The sequence below is a fragment of the Gordonia sp. X0973 genome, assembly GCF_013348785.1.
Taxonomy (GTDB): Bacteria; Actinomycetota; Actinomycetes; order Mycobacteriales; family Mycobacteriaceae; genus Gordonia.
On the sequence record NZ_CP054691.1, the window covers coordinates 2,865,697 to 2,879,942 of the forward strand.

At 68.4% G+C, this 14,246-nt stretch carries 20 protein-coding genes; 7 read left to right on the forward strand and 13 right to left on the reverse strand.

Translation table 11 applies throughout. From position 1 onward, the window contains the following. The first annotated feature begins 44 nt into the window (after positions 1-44). The 7 genes from HUN08_RS14060 (at position 45) to HUN08_RS14090 (ending at position 6,624) form a co-directional block, all read left to right on the forward strand. Complete coding sequence (locus HUN08_RS14060; protein ID WP_301546743.1) at positions 45-1,415, forward strand: ATP-binding cassette domain-containing protein; 1,371 nt, start codon at positions 45-47, stop codon at positions 1,413-1,415. Then, positions 1,412-2,221 (forward strand): ABC transporter permease, encoded by an 810-nt coding sequence (locus HUN08_RS14065; RefSeq protein ID WP_301546744.1) that lies wholly within the window; start codon positions 1,412-1,414, stop codon positions 2,219-2,221. Before HUN08_RS14060 ends, HUN08_RS14065 begins: the two co-directional genes overlap by 4 nt. Beyond that, positions 2,218-3,066, forward strand: a complete 849-nt coding sequence (locus HUN08_RS14070) for an ABC transporter permease (RefSeq protein ID WP_124246718.1) — start codon at positions 2,218-2,220, stop codon at positions 3,064-3,066. Before HUN08_RS14065 ends, HUN08_RS14070 begins: the two co-directional genes overlap by 4 nt. Before the next feature lie 31 nt (positions 3,067-3,097). Continuing rightward, positions 3,098-3,490, forward strand: a complete 393-nt coding sequence (locus HUN08_RS14075; protein WP_124246717.1) for a PPOX class F420-dependent oxidoreductase — start codon at positions 3,098-3,100, stop codon at positions 3,488-3,490. 36 nt (positions 3,491-3,526) lie between these two features. Beyond that, complete coding sequence (locus tag HUN08_RS14080) at positions 3,527-4,138, forward strand: TIGR00645 family protein (RefSeq protein WP_165353396.1); 612 nt, start codon at positions 3,527-3,529, stop codon at positions 4,136-4,138. 399 nt (positions 4,139-4,537) lie between these two features. Beyond that, positions 4,538-5,737 (forward strand): CaiB/BaiF CoA-transferase family protein, encoded by a 1,200-nt coding sequence (locus HUN08_RS14085; protein WP_124246716.1) that lies wholly within the window; start codon positions 4,538-4,540, stop codon positions 5,735-5,737. Beyond that, on the forward strand, positions 5,734-6,624 hold the full coding sequence (locus HUN08_RS14090) for a hydroxymethylglutaryl-CoA lyase (protein WP_124246715.1): 891 nt from the start codon (positions 5,734-5,736) through the stop codon (positions 6,622-6,624). The genes HUN08_RS14085 and HUN08_RS14090 overlap by 4 nt, the downstream gene beginning before the upstream one ends. Before the next feature lie 17 nt (positions 6,625-6,641). Here the strand turns inward: HUN08_RS14090 and HUN08_RS14095 are convergent, their stop codons facing one another. The 13 genes from HUN08_RS14095 to rpsJ all read right to left on the reverse strand — a co-directional run bounded on the left by HUN08_RS14095 (position 6,642) and on the right by rpsJ (position 13,741). Beyond that, positions 6,642-7,202 carry a peroxiredoxin-like family protein gene (locus tag HUN08_RS14095; protein ID WP_124246714.1) on the reverse strand — a complete coding sequence of 187 codons (561 nt, stop codon included), beginning with the start codon at positions 7,200-7,202 and terminating at the stop codon, positions 6,642-6,644. Then, positions 7,199-8,290, reverse strand: a complete 1,092-nt coding sequence (locus tag HUN08_RS14100) for an oxygenase MpaB family protein (RefSeq protein WP_124246713.1) — start codon at positions 8,288-8,290, stop codon at positions 7,199-7,201. Before HUN08_RS14100 ends, HUN08_RS14095 begins: the two co-directional genes overlap by 4 nt. 119 nt (positions 8,291-8,409) lie before the next feature. Further along, complete coding sequence (rpsQ, locus tag HUN08_RS14105) at positions 8,410-8,697, reverse strand: 30S ribosomal protein S17 (protein ID WP_124246712.1); 288 nt, start codon at positions 8,695-8,697, stop codon at positions 8,410-8,412. Next, complete coding sequence (rpmC, locus tag HUN08_RS14110; protein ID WP_124246711.1) at positions 8,694-8,924, reverse strand: 50S ribosomal protein L29; 231 nt, start codon at positions 8,922-8,924, stop codon at positions 8,694-8,696. The genes rpsQ and rpmC overlap by 4 nt, the downstream gene beginning before the upstream one ends. Then, a complete protein-coding gene (gene rplP / locus HUN08_RS14115) occupies positions 8,924-9,340 on the reverse strand; it encodes a 50S ribosomal protein L16 (RefSeq protein ID WP_007320503.1) in 417 nt (138 codons plus the stop codon). The genes rpmC and rplP overlap by 1 nt, the downstream gene beginning before the upstream one ends. A 2-nt stretch (positions 9,341-9,342) precedes the next feature. Next, on the reverse strand, positions 9,343-10,191 hold the full coding sequence (gene rpsC / locus HUN08_RS14120; RefSeq protein ID WP_124246710.1) for a 30S ribosomal protein S3: 849 nt from the start codon (positions 10,189-10,191) through the stop codon (positions 9,343-9,345). Next, a complete protein-coding gene (gene rplV / locus HUN08_RS14125) occupies positions 10,191-10,604 on the reverse strand; it encodes a 50S ribosomal protein L22 (RefSeq protein WP_124246709.1) in 414 nt (137 codons plus the stop codon). The genes rpsC and rplV overlap by 1 nt, the downstream gene beginning before the upstream one ends. 2 nt (positions 10,605-10,606) lie before the next feature. Continuing rightward, positions 10,607-10,888, reverse strand: coding sequence for a 30S ribosomal protein S19 (gene rpsS / locus HUN08_RS14130; RefSeq protein WP_005193585.1), 282 nt, complete (start codon positions 10,886-10,888; stop codon positions 10,607-10,609). A gap of 18 nt (positions 10,889-10,906) precedes the next feature. Next, a complete protein-coding gene (rplB, locus tag HUN08_RS14135; protein ID WP_124246708.1) occupies positions 10,907-11,746 on the reverse strand; it encodes a 50S ribosomal protein L2 in 840 nt (279 codons plus the stop codon). Between the two features lie 40 nt (positions 11,747-11,786). Then, positions 11,787-12,092, reverse strand: coding sequence for a 50S ribosomal protein L23 (rplW, locus tag HUN08_RS14140; protein ID WP_124246707.1), 306 nt, complete (start codon positions 12,090-12,092; stop codon positions 11,787-11,789). A 2-nt stretch (positions 12,093-12,094) separates the two neighbouring features. Then, entirely contained in the window at positions 12,095-12,760 is a 666-nt protein-coding gene (gene rplD, locus HUN08_RS14145; protein WP_124246706.1) for a 50S ribosomal protein L4, read from the reverse strand. Positions 12,761-12,762: 2 nt separating this feature from the next. Beyond that, positions 12,763-13,419 (reverse strand): 50S ribosomal protein L3, encoded by a 657-nt coding sequence (rplC, locus tag HUN08_RS14150; RefSeq protein WP_124246705.1) that lies wholly within the window; start codon positions 13,417-13,419, stop codon positions 12,763-12,765. Between the two features lie 16 nt (positions 13,420-13,435). Then, positions 13,436-13,741, reverse strand: coding sequence for a 30S ribosomal protein S10 (gene rpsJ / locus HUN08_RS14155; protein ID WP_007318892.1), 306 nt, complete (start codon positions 13,739-13,741; stop codon positions 13,436-13,438). Positions 13,742-14,246: the final 505 nt, after the last annotated feature.

Sequence of the window (14,246 nt, forward strand, 5' to 3'; positions counted from 1 at the left end):
CGGTTACCGGCACGCATGACGAGACGACGAGGGGAACCGCCAAATTGGGAGCCTATAACGAGCCCGACCACCGGGTGGTTCGCGCCGGTCACCGCTCCCACGGTACCGACGACGCGGCGGCGGTGCAGGCGCGGCCGGGCGCCCCCGAGCCCGATCCCGGCGAACCGGACACGCCGTCGGTGCGGGCGTCCGGGCCGGCCGTCGCGCCCGCGTCGCGCAACATCACGCCGACCGGCGACCCGCAGCCGTCGACGCCGAACATCACGCCGGTCGAGGCGGATTCCCCGCAGGTCTACGACGACTACTACGGCAGTGAGCCGTCGGCGGCCGGTACCGGGGATCTCGTTGGCCCCGCGCCGACGGACGCCGCCGTGCGGCCCGCGACCGCCGTCGCCCCGGTCCCGCAGGCCGACCCCGACCCGGTACCGGTGCGCACCGCGGCCTCCCGCATCGCCCGGCCGCGCGTCCCGTTGAGCGAGCCGACCATCAAGGTCGGCGGGCTGACCAAGTCCTTCGGCGAGAACACCGTGGTCGACGGCATCTCCTTCTCGGTGGCCCCCGGCACGGTGCTCGCGCTACTCGGCCCCAACGGCGCGGGCAAGACCACCACGGTCAACCTGCTGACCACCCTGCTCAAGCCCGATGCGGGCACCGCCGTCGTCGCCGGGCACGACGTCGTGACCGCGGCCCGGGAGGTCCGGCGCAAGATCGCGTTGACCGGTCAGTTCGCGGCACTCGACGAGTCGCTGTCCGGCCGCGAGAACCTCGTCCTGTTCGGGCGCCTGCAGGGGTTGCGCAAGCCCGCCGCCCAAGCCCGCGCCGACGAACTGCTCTCCCTGTTCGACCTGGCCGACGCCGGGGCCAGGAAGGTCTCCACCTATTCCGGCGGTATGCGCAGGCGCGTCGACCTCGCCTGCGGCCTGGTCACCGCACCCGAGGTCGTCTTCCTCGACGAGCCGACGACCGGGCTGGACCCCCGCAGCCGCCAGGAGGTGTGGTCGCTGGTCGAACGCCTGCGGGACCAGGGCGTCACCATCCTGCTGACCACCCAGTACCTCGAAGAGGCCGATCTGCTCGCCGACGAGATCGTCGTGATCGACCACGGCCGGGTCATCGCCGAGGGGACCGCGGCACAGCTCAAGGAGCAGACCGGCGGCACGTTCTGCGACGTGACCCCGGCGCATCTGGCCGAACTGCCCCACCTGGAGACGGTGTTGGCCGACCTCATCGGCGCCGGGGCCGGTCACCGCGGCGAGGTGTCGCTGTCCATCCCGGCCCCCACCGGCACCGATGTCCTCGTCGAGATCGTGCGCCGCACCACCGACGCCGGCATCGAGCTGGCCGACATCACCATGCGCCGCCCCTCCCTCGACGACGTCTTCCTCGCACTGACCGCACCGGGCCGGCTCCCGTGAGCGCCGGGGTCGCGACGGCGGTGCCCTCCCCGGCGGGCGCCGCGCATCCCAACGCCGTCGGTCAGTGGTGGGCGCTGTCGGCGCGGGCGATGCGCGGCGTGGTCGTCAACGGGGAGGTCGTGATGGCCTTCCTCTCGCCGGCCTTCCTCGCGGTCTGCTTCTACCTGCCCCTGCGCAACATCATGGACGTGCCCGGGATGGGCTACGCCCAGTTCCTGATGCCGATCATCGTGCTGCAGTCAACGGCGTTCACCGCCTCCTCGGCGGCCATGCGCTCCGCCCTCGACCGACAGAACGGGATCACCACGCGGTTCGCCACCCTGCCGATGCCGGCCGTCGTCGCACCGGCCGCCCGCTTCAGCGCGAACCTCCTGCTGCTGGGCATCTCCCTGGTCTGCGGCGCGATCGCGGTGCTGATCATCGGCTGGCGTCCGGGCGGCGGCGTCTCCGGGACCCTCGCCCTGATCGCCATCGCGGCCGCGATCGGCGCCTGCCTGATGGCGATCGGCGACGCACTGGGCGTCGTCGCGCCGTCGCCGGAGGCCACCAGCCAGGTCTTGACGTTGCCCATCCTGATCCTCGGGATGGTCTCCACCGGATTCGCCCCAGCGCAGCGCTTTCCGACGTGGATCCGCGGTTTCGCGGAGAACCAGCCGATCTCGGTGTGGGCGGAGACGATGCGCCACCTGGACGGGGCGACGGGCACGGCCAACCGACTCGGCGCCTCGGTGATGTGGATCGCGGTTCTCGCCGCCGTCGCCGTCGCACTGATGGTGCTCGCCGCACGGAAGACCATGCGGCGATGAGCGCGCCGACGGGGACGGCGACCGCGCAGGCGGGTCGTCGCGACGTCCTCACCCACGCATCGTCGCCCGCCGCCCTGGGCTGGCCCGCCCAGACCCTGATCCTCACCGGTCGACAGCTGCGGGTGTGGGGGCGCGATCCCATGTCGGTGATGACCGTGCTGGGCGTACCGATCCTGACGATGGTCATGTTCAAGGTGGTGCTCGGCGACGTGGTCGGCTCGGCCACCGGACAGAACAGCGCTTTCGGCACCGTCCCGCTGGTCATCATCGTCAGCGCGATGGCCGGTTCGATGGCCGCGGCGATGAAACTCAACGTCGAGCGCAGCTCCGGCCTTCTCGGTCGGCTGGCCACGCTCCCGATCAGCCGGGGCGCCGATCTGGGGTCGCGGCTGCTCACCGAACTCATCCGCATCCTCGTCACCACCGCCCTGCTGGTGGTCGCGGGATATGCGATCGGATTCCGGTTCACGCAGGGCATCGGCCCGGCCGTCGGACTGTTCGGCGTCGCCCTGGTCTTCGGCGGCGGATTCGCGGTCATGGTCCTGGCGCTGGCCGTCTCCTTTCCCACCGGCGCCCCGGTGGTCCCGCTGCTGTCGCTGCTCACCAGCCTGTTGATGTTCTTCAATTCCGGTTTCGCACCGGCGCACGGCTATCCCGGTTGGCTGCAACCCCTGGTCCGCAACCAACCGATGACCCCGGCGATCGACGTCATGCGCCATCTGGCCGCGGGCGGTCCGGTCGCCCACGACCTCCTGGTCGTGCTGGCCTGGTCGCTCGCCTCCGTCGCGATCTTCACCGTTCCCGCCTTGCGCGGCTACGCCCGCGCGGCGACGTCGCGGCATTGACGCTCGAGACCCCAGGAGGTAAAGCAGGATCATGGAACCAACATTCGACGAGGTGGCCCGCTCCAAATACGTGAGCCTGACGACGTTTACCAAGAACGGGACGCCCAAGCCGACGCCGGTCTGGATATGTCCGTCCCCCTCCGGGCAGGGCCGCTACTGGATCATCTCCGAGTCCGACGCCTGGAAGGTCAAGCGGATCCGCAACACCCCCCGAGTCACGCTGGCCCGGTGCGACTTCCGCGGCAACGTCAAGGGTGAGGCGGTGGAGGCGACGGCGACCTTGCTCCCGTCGTCGGATACCGCGATCGTCTACGACGCGATCAATCGTCGCTACGGCCTGATCGGCCGGGCGTTCGGCTTCTTCTCCAAGCTGCGCGGCGGAATGGAGAACAACGTCGGGATCGAGGTCCGGGCGGCCGACTGATTCGTCCGTTATGCGTGGGTTAGGCTGATTCGCGCTATGACAGACATCAAATCGTCGCCCGCCCCGCAGGTATCCCCGCGCCATCCGGCGCAGGAGAGCTTCGTCCGATTCGTCGGCTCGTCGATCTTCATCAGCCGCTGGCTGCAGGCGCCCCTCTACATCGGACTCATCGTCGCCCAGGCGGTGTACGTGGTCGTGTTCTGGAAGGAACTCATCCACCTCGTCACCGATTTCAGCCACCTCTCCGAGGAGAAGGTGATGCTGATCGTCCTCGGCCTCGTCGACGTGGTGATGATCGCGAACCTCCTCATCATGGTCATCATCGGCGGCTACGAGACCTTCGTCTCGCGCATCGGCATGGAGTCGCATCCGGATAAACCGGAATGGCTCTCGCACGTGAATCCCAACGTGCTGAAGGTGAAGCTGGCGATGTCGATCATCGGCATCTCCTCGATCCACCTGCTCAAGTCGTTCATCGAGGCGGGTTCCACGGTCAACGAGCCGCACGGCGGCGACAAGCTGATGTGGCAGACGATCATCCACATGGCCTTCATCGCCTCGGCCATCGGCCTGGCCTTCGTCGACTGGATCTCCGCGAAAGCCGCCGCGATCAACCACGACGCCACCGGCACCGCCGACCAGGTCTAGCCCGGCGATTCGGCTTCGCCACTGGGTCTCGATACACCGACTCGGCTAGCGCCTCGCCGGCACTCGACCACCGTAAGTAGATGGTCGGTCTCGATGCGATCCTTCGGCGGGTCTCGATACACCGACTCGGCTAGCGCCTCGCCGGCACTCGACCACCGTGGATGGGTGGTCGGTCTCGATACACCGACTCGGCTAGCGCCTCGTCGGCACTCGACCACCGTAAAGGTGGTCGAGTCGGCGGATCCGACGGTGGTCGAGTGGATCCGAGCCGCTAGGCGAGGAACCGTATCGAGACCCCGCTAGGCGAGGAACCGTATCGAGACCTCGTTAGACGAAGGCCCTATCGAGACCATCACGGGGGATAATCGTCGACGTGACTTCGACGACGACAGCGCGCCCATGACCGGCGCCCTCGACGGCATCCGCGTACTCGAGATCGGCACGCTGATCTCGGGCCCCTTCGCCGGGCGGCTGCTCGGCGATATGGGCGCCGAGGTCATCAAGATCGAACCGCCCGATCATCCGGACCCGATCCGCACCTGGGGCCAGGTCGACGTCGACGGGCACCGGCTGCTCTGGACCGTCCACGCGCGCAACAAGAAGGCGGTGACCCTGGACCTGCGGGCGCCCGCGGGTCGTCGGGTATTCCTAGACCTGGTCACCTGCAGCGACATCGTCGTCGAGAACTTCCGCCCCGGCACCCTGGAGAAATGGGATCTGGGATATGACGTGCTGTCCGCGACCAATCCGGGGATCATCCTGGTCCGCGTGTCCGGGTACGGCCAGACCGGCCCGGATGCGGCGAAGGCCGGCTACGCGTCGGTCGCCGAGGCGGCCAGCGGGTTGCGCCACATGAACGGATTCCCGGGCGGCCCACCGCCCCGGCTGGCCATCTCCCTCGGCGACAGCCTGGCCGGGATGTTCGCCGCCCAGGGCGCACTGGCCGCCCTCTACCGCCGCACGGTCACCGGGCGCGGGCAGGTGGTCGACACCGCGCTGCTCGAGGCCTGCCTGGCGGTGCAGGAGTCGACCATTCCCGATTACGACGTCGGCGGAGTGATCCGCGGACCGTCGGGCACCCGGCTCGAGGGATTGGCACCGTCGAATATCTATCAGGCCGCCGACGGCACCTGGCTGGTCATCGCCGCCAACCAGGACACCGTCTTCCGCCGCCTGTGCGGTGCGATGGGGCAGCCCGGACTCGCCGACGATCCCGACTACGCCGACCACAACGCCCGCGGCGCCCACCAGGACGAACTCGACGCGATCATCGGTTCCTGGGCGGCGAAGCACTCCCCCGACGAGATCACCGAAGCCCTGACCGCGGCCGGCGTGGTGTGCGGTCCGATCAACACCGTCGCGCAGGTCGTCACCGACCCGCAGCTGCTCGCCCGCGACATGATCGTCGACCATTACGACGAGCGGATCGGCCGCACTGTGAAGGGTCCGGGGATCGTGCCGAAGCTCTCCGAGTCGCCCGGCGAGATCCGCTCGGCCGGACCGGCGCGGTCCGGTCAGCACAACGACGAGGTGTTGCGCGACCTGCTCGGCTACTCCGCCGACGAGGTCGCCGCCCTGCGCGAGGAAGGGATCGTATGACGCATGTGACCATCCGCGACGTCGCACTGCGCGACGGCTTGCAGATCGAGAAGCCGGTCACGCTCGAGCAGAAGCTGGCACTGCTCGACGCGGTGGTGGCCACCGGCGTCACCGAGATCGAGGCCACCGCCTTCGTCTCGCCGAGCAAGGTCCCCGCGATGGCGGATGCAGCCGAACTCGCCACCGAGTTGAGCCGCTACCCCGACGTCGCGTTCTCCGCCCTCGTGGCCAGCCAGAACGGCGTGAAGCGCGCCCTCGCCGCCGGATTCGACTCCGTCGAGTACGTGGTCGCGGCCACCGACGGTTTCAGCCGCGCCAACGTCGGGCGGAGCACCGACGAGGCCGTCGCGGCCATTCCCGAGATCGTCGAGATGGGCCACGACGGCGGTGCGGCGGTGGAGATCGCGATCGCCACCGTGTGGGATTGCCCGTTCGACGGCCCGACGCCGATCGAGCGGGTCCAGCGGGTCGTCGACGCGGCCGTGGCGGGCGGCGCCGACCGGATCATGATCGCCGACACCATCGGCACCGCCGTCCCCAGCCGGGTGACCGCGGTCGTCGAAGCAATCGCGCCGTTGATCGGCGACCTGCCGTTGAGCTGCCATTTCCACAACACGCGCGGCGCCGGGCTGGCCAGCGCCTATGCGGCCGTCTCCGCCGGCGTCACCCGCCTCGACGCGTCGACCGGCGGTTTGGGAGGCTGCCCGTTCGCTCCCGGGGCGACCGGCAACATCGCCACCGAAGACCTCGTCTACCTGCTGCGCGACAGCGGGATCACCGTCGACGTCGATCTGGAGCGCGCCATCGCGGCGGCCGCCGTCGCACAGCGGGTGGTCGGGCACGACCTGCCCAGCGCGCTGCTGGCCGCCGGCGACCGCGGGCACTGAGGACGCGGCGTCGGGTCCTATCGCGATTCCACCCGCACGGTCGACGCCTCGGTCAGCGCGCGCAGCACCTCGTCGACGGGCGCGGTCTGATGGATCCGCGCCGCCCGGTGGCTGTACACGACCCGTTGCCCGCCGCGGGTGGCGACGAAGGCGCCGCCCAGCTGGGCGTTGTCCCCGGTGCGGCCGTACGGGTAGACCCGCTCGGTGGCCATCACGCGCAACAGCGGGACGAGGTTCGTCGGGCGCAGCGGCTCTCGCGCATCGCGCCACAGCCCCATCGTCCGATGGAGCGCCCGATCGTGGGTCGTCAGCACCGGATATCGGGTGGCGGTGCGCTCCCGGAACACGTAGCCCTCCATCGAGTTGCCCAGCCCGACGAAGACGAGGTCGGCACCCAGATCGCGGATCTCGTCGTAGTGCCGGTTGAACGCCCGCGCCTGACTCACCGCGAAGGCGCTGCCGAATTGGCGCAGGAAGATCAGGGCGAGGGGCCCCTTCGCCCAATAGTCCTGTATCTCGTGCAGTTGTTGCCGGTCGTCGATCAGCCGCTCGTTGGCGATGACATCGATGCGGGTCATCGGCGCGCCTCCAGCGCGGGCTCGTCGACGGTCACCGGCGCCGCGGGCAAGGTACCGCCCTTGCCCCGCTGCAAGTGCAGCCCCGGGTCGCCGGCGAACGGCACCCGGCCCGTGCCGGGGGTGTGTCGCATCGCGTTCTGCTGGTACCCCCACGTCTCGGGGGCGAACGGGACGAGGACCGCGGCCTGCAGCAACGGGGACTGCACGATTCGCGAGACCTGCCGGATCACCTGCACCGACAACCTGGTCCGCCAGGGGCGGATCCCCAATCCGCTGATCTCGCGGACGTAGGGCGTCAGCAACGGGACCGTCGACCACATGCCGACCGCCAGCCCCGGCTTGAGCACGGCCATCGGCCACAGCGGCGTCCACCGCGGATGGAACAGGAAGTCGACCAGGTCTTGGGCGGGCCGGGTGTTGGCGACGATCTCGCGTTCGGCCCGCTCGACCCAGGCTTGCACCTCTTCGGGGGTCAACGGCAGTTCGCCGACGGGGATGCCCAGCAATTCGCCGACCATATGCTGCTCGGCGTAGAACTGCCGTTCCTCCTCGGCGGTGGCATTCGGATCGCCGTACAGCTTGTAGGCCCGCCACAGATGCGGCCAGCCCATGACGTAGGTGAACTTCAACGCCTCGACGTGATTGGCCCGGAACTCCTCCCCCGTCGACGGGATGGTGCCGTTGATGTGGGAGTGGGTGCGGAACAGGTCGACGCCGACCTTGCGCGCCGTCGCGGTGTCGCCGAGAACCGCGCCGGCGAAGAATCGGAGGCTCCGGCGGACCCGGGTCAGGGTGTCGGACTGGTAGTAGCTGTGCTGGCCGACGCCGTAGCCGCCGATCGGGTCGAACACCGCGATGACCAGCCCCGACAGGGCGCCCATGCCCGCGACGAGGATGTTGTCGTACACCTTCCAGCTGATCGACTCGGGGCCGAAGAAGCCGTCGTCGGCCCGCGGCGCCTCGGCGATCTCCAGCGCCCGACGGCCGCGTTTGCCGTGCAGCCGGACGATCCAGTCATATTTGCGTGCAGCTTGCGCCCGGACGGCCAGCGGCGGCCGGTAGCGCGCTTCGTCGACTCGACTCAACATCCCCAAATAATAAGACTGACACGTCAGAACCGCATAAGAATGCGGGAAAACGACGACGGCCCGCCCCCGAAAGGGAGCGGGCCGTCGCCGGATATTCGATTCGCAGAAGCGCGAGGGGCCTACTTGGCCTTCTCGAGCACCTCCACCAGGCGCCAGCGCTTGGTGGCGCTGGTCGGGCGGGTCTCCATCAGACGCACGCGGTCGCCGATGCCGGCATCCCCGTTCTCGTCGTGGGCCTTCACCTTGCTGGTGGTGCGGATGATCTTGCCGTACAGCGGGTGGGACTTGCGGTCCTCCAGCTCGACGACGATCGTCTTCTGCATCTTGTCGCTGACCACGTAGCCAATCCGCTCTTTGCGGCGGTTACGGGTGTCTTCAGTGGTGCTCACGTTCTTTTCCTCACTCATGCCTGCGCCTCCGGACCACCGGCGAGGCCGAGCTCGCGCTCGCGCATCACGGTGTAGATCCGGGCGATCTCACGACGCACGACGCGCAACCGGCGGTTGTTGTCCAACGACCCGGTGGCCGTCTGGAAGCGCAGGTTGAACAGCTCTTCCTTGGACTCCTTGAGTCGGTCGAGCAGTCCGGCGTCGTCGAGCTCGCGCAGGTCGGCAGCGGCGGTTCCCAGTGCCATCAGAAGCGCTCCTCTCGCGTCACGATACGGGTCTTGATCGGGAGCTTGTGCTGCGCGCGGCGCAGGGCCTCGCGGGCAATCTCCTCGTTGGGGTAGGTCATCTCGAAGAGCACGCGGCCCGGCTTGACCGGGGCCACCCACCACTCCGGCGAACCCTTACCGGAACCCATGCGGGTCTCGGCGGGCTTCTTGGTCAGCGGGCGGTCGGGGAAGATGTTGATCCACACCTTGCCGCCACGCTTGATGTGCCGGTTGATGGCGATACGAGCGGACTCGATCTGCCGGTTCGTGATGTACGCACCCTCGAGCGCCTGGATGCCGTAGTCGCCGAAGGTCACCTTGGTGCCGCCGGAGGCCCGGCCCTTGAGGCTGGGGTGGTGCTGCTTGCGGTGTTTAACCCGACGTGGGATCAACATGGCTAGCTCTCCTGGTTCTGATCCTGCGCGGGCGCAGCATCGGTCGCGGGCGTCTCGACCACGACGTCGACAACGTCGACCTCGGTGCCGGCCGCCTCGGCCGCGCGGCCCGCCTCGGTGCTGGTCCCGGTGGTACCGGAAGCACCGCTGCGACGCGGGCGGCTCGGACGGCGCGAGCGCCGATCGTCGGCCGGCGCGGCGGCAGCGACTGCCTCGCGGCGGCCACCGACGACGTCGCCCTTGTAGATCCAGACCTTCACGCCGATCCGGCCGAAGGTCGTCTTGGCTTCGTAGAGGCCGTAGTCGATGTCGGCGCGCAGCGTGTGCAGGGGCACGCGGCCCTCGCGGTAGAACTCGCTGCGGCTCATCTCCGCCCCGCCGAGGCGGCCCGAGCACTGGACTCGGATGCCCTTGACGTTGGGCTGGCGCATCGCCGACTGGATCGCCTTGCGCATCGCGCGGCGGAACGCCACGCGGTTGCTCAGCTGCTCCGCGATGCCCTGGGCCACCAACTGGGCCTGCGACTCGGCGTTCTTGACCTCGAGGATGTTCAGCTGCACCTGCTTGCCGGTGAGCTTCTCCAGCTCGCCGCGGATGCGATCGGCCTCGGCGCCGCGGCGACCGATGACGATGCCCGGGCGGGCGGTGTGGATGTCGACGCGGACGCGGTCACGCGTGCGCTCGATCTCCACCTTGGCGATGCCGGCGCGCTCCAGCCCCTGCGAGAGGAGCTTGCGGATGGCGACATCCTCTTTCACATAGTCCGCGTACTGCTTGTCGGCGTACCACCGGGAACTCCAGTCGGTGGTGATGCCCAGACGGAAGCCGTGCGGGTTGATTTTCTGACCCACTACTGGGCTCCCTTCTTGGGCTGGCGCGACCGGGTGCGGCCACCGGCGGCGGGCGCGTCGGAAACGCTCTCGACGATCACGGTGATGTGGCTGGTGCGCTTGCGGATCCGGAAGGCGCGGCCCTGGGCACGCGGCTGGAACCGCTTCATGGTCGGGCCCTCGTCGGCGAACGCCTCGGCGACGACCAGGGTCCGGCGATCCAGATCCAGGTTGTTCTCGGCGTTGGCGATGGCCGAGGCGAGCACCTTGTACACCGGCTCGCTCGCGGCCTGGGGCGCGAAGCGCAGGATGTCCAGCGCCTCGTCGACCTTCTTGCCGCGAACCAGCGCGAGCACACGGCGCGCCTTCATCGGCGTCGTGCGCACGAACCGGGCGGTGGCCCGGGCCTGCGGGTTGTCAGTCTTCGTAGTCATGATTACCGGCGCTTCGCTTTCCGGTCATCCTTGATGTGACCTTTGAACGTACGGGTCGGGGCGAACTCGCCCAGCTTGTGGCCGACCATGTTGTCCGAGATGAACACCGGCACGTGCTTGCGACCGTCGTGGACGGCGAAGGTGTGACCGATGAAGTCGGGGATGATGGTCGAGCGGCGCGACCAGGTCTTGATGACCTGCTTCGTGCCCTTCTCGTTCTGCGCGTCCACCTTCGCGAGGAGGTGGTCGTCGACGAACGGGCCCTTCTTGAGGCTGCGTGGCATTCTCTTACTCCCTCCTGGCTATCGCTTGTTCTTGCCGGTACGGCGGCGACGGACGATGAGCTTGTCGCTCGGCTTGTTGTTCTTGCGGGTGCGGCCCTCGGGCTTGCCCCACGGGCTGACCGGGTGGCGACCACCGGAGGTCTTACCCTCACCACCGCCGTGCGGGTGATCGACCGGGTTCATCACGACACCGCGGACGGTCGGGCGCTTGCCCTTCCAGCGCATACGGCCGGCCTTGCCCCAGTTGATGTTGCTCTGCTCGGCGTTGCCGACCTCGCCGACGGTGGCGCGGCAGCGCACGTCGACGCGGCGGATCTCACCCGACGGCATGCGCAGGGTCGCGTACGGACCCTCCTTGCCGAGGAGCTGGATCGAGGCGCCGGCACTGCGGGCCATCTTGGCCCCGCCGCCCGGGCGCAGCTCCACCGCGTGGATGACCGTACCGGTCGGGATATTGCGCATCGGCAGGTTGTTGCCGGGCTTGATATCCGCGTTCGGGCCGCTCTCGACGATGTCGCCCTGCTTGAGCCCCTTCGGCGCGATGATGTAGCGCTTCTCGCCGTCGAGGTAGTGCAGCAGCGCGATGCGCGCGGTGCGGTTGGGGTCGTACTCGATGTGCGCGACCTTGGCGTTGACGCCGTCCTTGTCGTTGCGACGGAAGTCGATCAGCCGGTAGGCGCGCTTGTGCCCGCCACCCTTGTGACGGGTGGTGATGCGGCCGTGGGCGTTGCGTCCGCCGCGACCGTGCAGCGGGCGAACCAGCGACTTCTCCGGGTGGTCGCGGGTGACTTCCGCGAAGTCCGAGCCGCTCGCACCGCGACGACCCGGGGTCGTCGGCTTGTACTTACGAATTGCCATGAGTCAAAGTCCTCTACTCGTCTCCAGGTAACCGGTGCGCCTAGGCGCCCGGGCTCCCGAAGATCTCGATCGGCTTGCTGCCTTCGGCCAGGGTCACGATCGCGCGCTTGGTGGCCTTGCGCTGACCGAAACCACCGCGGCTGCGCTTGCGCTTGCCCTGGCGGTTGGCGGTGTTGACGCTCGTCACCTTCACGTCGAAAATCTTCTCGACGGCGATCTTGATCTCGGTCTTGTTCGACGACGGCGCCACCAGGAAGGTGTACACGTTGTCCTCGATCAGCCCGTAGGCCTTCTCCGAGATCACCGGCGCCAGGATGATGTCACGCGGGTCTGCGTGCGTAGCCATGCCTAGGCCTCCTCTTTCTTGCTCTGGGCGCCCTCGATGAAGGCGTTCAGCGTCTCGACGGTGAACACGACCTCGTCGGAGTCCAGCACGTCGTAGGTGTTCAGCTGATCCGGCGCGATCGGGGCGACGTTGCCCAGGTTCGCGACGCTGCGCCACGCGGCGTCATCCTCGCGGCTGAGCACGACGAGGAACTTGCGACGGTCGCTCAGCGCCTCGAGGAACTTGCGCGCCGACTTCGTCGACGGGGTCTGGCCGGCGACCAGCTCCGTGATGACGTGGATGCGCTCGTTGCGCGCCCGGTCCGAGAGGGCACCGCGCAGGGCGGCGGCCTTCATCTTCTTGGGCGTGCGTTGGCTGTAGTCGCGCGGCTGCGGGCCGTGCACGGTGCCACCGCCGTTGAACTGCGGCGCGCGGGTCGAGCCCTGACGGGCGCGGCCGGTGCCCTTCTGGCGGTACGGCTTGGCGCCACCGCCGCGGACTTCGCCACGGGTCTTGGTCGAGTGCGTGCCCTGGCGAGCGGCGGCCAGCTGGGCCACCACGACCTGGTGCATCAGTGCGACGTTGGCCGGTGCGTCGAAGAGCTCGGCGGGCAGCTCGACGGTTCCGTCGGTCTTCCCGTCGGCCGTCTTCACGTCCAGCTTCAGGTTGGTCTTGGTCTCGGTGCTCATGATTACTTGGCACCACCCTTCACGGCGTCACGCACGACCACGATGCCGCCCTTGCGGCCGGGGATCGCGCCCTTGATCAACAGCAGACCCGCCTCGGTATCCACCTTGTGGATGGTGAGGTTCTGCGTGGTCACCTTGTCGTTGCCCATCCGGCCGGCCATGCGCATGCCCTTGAACACTCGGCCCGGGGTGGCACAGCCACCGATCGAGCCGGGTGCGCGGTGGACGCGGTGCGCACCGTGGCTGGCACCCAGGCCGGCGAAGCCGTGGCGCTTCATGACGCCGGCAAAGCCCTTGCCCTTGGAGGTGCCGGTCACGTCGACCAGCGTGCCCTCGGCGAACAGCTCGGCGGTCAGCTCCTGGCCGACCTCGAACTCGCTCGCGTCGTTGACGCGGATCTCCGCGAGGTGGCGGCGCGGCGTGACGCCCGCCTTGGCGAACTGGCCGGAGACCGGCTTGTTCACCTTGCGCGGGTCGATCGCGCCGTACGCGACCTGGACGGCGGTGTAGCCGTCGCGCTCGGGGGTGCGGATCTGGGTGATCACGTTCGGTCCGGCCTGGACCACGGTCACCGGGACAACTCGGTTGTTCTCGTCGAACACCTGGGTCATGCCGAGCTTGGTGCCCAACAGACCCTTCGTGCTGCTCTGATTCGTCATAGCTCGAATCCCTCGCCTACTGGATGTTCACATCGACGCTCGCCGGCAGGTCGATGCGCATCAGCGCGTCGACCGTCTTCGGCGTCGGGTCGAGGATGTCGATGAGTCGCTTGTGGGTGCGCATCTCGAAGTGCTCGCGGCTGTCCTTGTACTTGTGCGGCGAGCGGATGACGCAGTACACGTTCTTCTCGGTGGGCAACGGCACCGGGCCGACAATCCGCGCACCCGTACGGGTCACGGTTTCCACGATCTTGCGCGCCGAAGCGTCGATCGCCTCGTGGTCGTAGGCCTTGAGCCTGATGCGGATCTTCTGTCCCGCCACGCTTGTCCTCTTCCGTCAGTTGTTCTCGACAGACGAACGCACGCGTGGGCGCCAAGCAACATGGCGATCACAGTCTCCGGACACAGCCGGGGATCGACGCTGTTCATCTGTCGTTGTACGTGCCGCCGGTGAGATCGGCGACGGGTCCTGCATCCGGTCCACGCGGTCGGGCGTGTCGGGTCCGTGAGGCTGCTGCTTCACGCGTTACACGATCGATTCCCGCGAGGAACTCGAAGTATCGGCTCCCATGATCGAGACCGCAGTAAACCGCGCTGCCCGATCAAGGCAACCTGACAAGTATGCACTACCGCCTCGGTGCAATCCAAATCCGCCGACGAGCGGTCCCCGGCCCCCGTTCCGGCGAATCTGGCAGTTGGTTGTGAGGTCGGTTGGGGCTCGTTGTGGAACCACAGGAAACCCTTGGTCCCGACACATCGCCCCCATAGGCTTCACCTCGAATGCCGCGGGAGACCCCGCGGTAGTTCTCCGACAGAAAGAACCGACT

Excerpts from the sequence above, each read along its gene's own strand:
- rplW (WP_124246707.1), bottom strand. The coding sequence starts at position 12,092 with ATGGCTACGCACGCAGACCCGCGTGACATCATCCTGGCGCCGGTGATC.
- HUN08_RS14085 (WP_124246716.1), top strand. The coding sequence starts at position 4,538 with ATGACCGGCGCCCTCGACGGCATCCGCGTACTCGAGATCGGCACGCTG.
- rpmC (WP_124246711.1), bottom strand. The coding sequence starts at position 8,924 with ATGGCACTGGGAACCGCCGCTGCCGACCTGCGCGAGCTCGACGACGCC.
- HUN08_RS14095 (WP_124246714.1), bottom strand. The coding sequence starts at position 7,202 with ATGACCCGCATCGATGTCATCGCCAACGAGCGGCTGATCGACGACCGG.
- rplP (WP_007320503.1), bottom strand. The coding sequence starts at position 9,340 with ATGTTGATCCCACGTCGGGTTAAACACCGCAAGCAGCACCACCCCAGC.
- rplV (WP_124246709.1), bottom strand. The coding sequence starts at position 10,604 with ATGACTACGAAGACTGACAACCCGCAGGCCCGGGCCACCGCCCGGTTC.
- rplD (WP_124246706.1), bottom strand. The coding sequence starts at position 12,760 with ATGAGCACCGAGACCAAGACCAACCTGAAGCTGGACGTGAAGACGGCC.
- rplB (WP_124246708.1), bottom strand. The coding sequence starts at position 11,746 with ATGGCAATTCGTAAGTACAAGCCGACGACCCCGGGTCGTCGCGGTGCG.
- HUN08_RS14100 (WP_124246713.1), bottom strand. The coding sequence starts at position 8,290 with ATGTTGAGTCGAGTCGACGAAGCGCGCTACCGGCCGCCGCTGGCCGTC.
- rplC (WP_124246705.1), bottom strand. The coding sequence starts at position 13,419 with ATGACGAATCAGAGCAGCACGAAGGGTCTGTTGGGCACCAAGCTCGGC.
- HUN08_RS14080 (WP_165353396.1), top strand. The coding sequence starts at position 3,527 with ATGACAGACATCAAATCGTCGCCCGCCCCGCAGGTATCCCCGCGCCAT.
- HUN08_RS14070 (WP_124246718.1), top strand. The coding sequence starts at position 2,218 with ATGAGCGCGCCGACGGGGACGGCGACCGCGCAGGCGGGTCGTCGCGAC.
- HUN08_RS14075 (WP_124246717.1), top strand. The coding sequence starts at position 3,098 with ATGGAACCAACATTCGACGAGGTGGCCCGCTCCAAATACGTGAGCCTG.
- HUN08_RS14090 (WP_124246715.1), top strand. The coding sequence starts at position 5,734 with ATGACGCATGTGACCATCCGCGACGTCGCACTGCGCGACGGCTTGCAG.
- rpsQ (WP_124246712.1), bottom strand. The coding sequence starts at position 8,697 with ATGAGTGAGGAAAAGAACGTGAGCACCACTGAAGACACCCGTAACCGC.
- rpsS (WP_005193585.1), bottom strand. The coding sequence starts at position 10,888 with ATGCCACGCAGCCTCAAGAAGGGCCCGTTCGTCGACGACCACCTCCTC.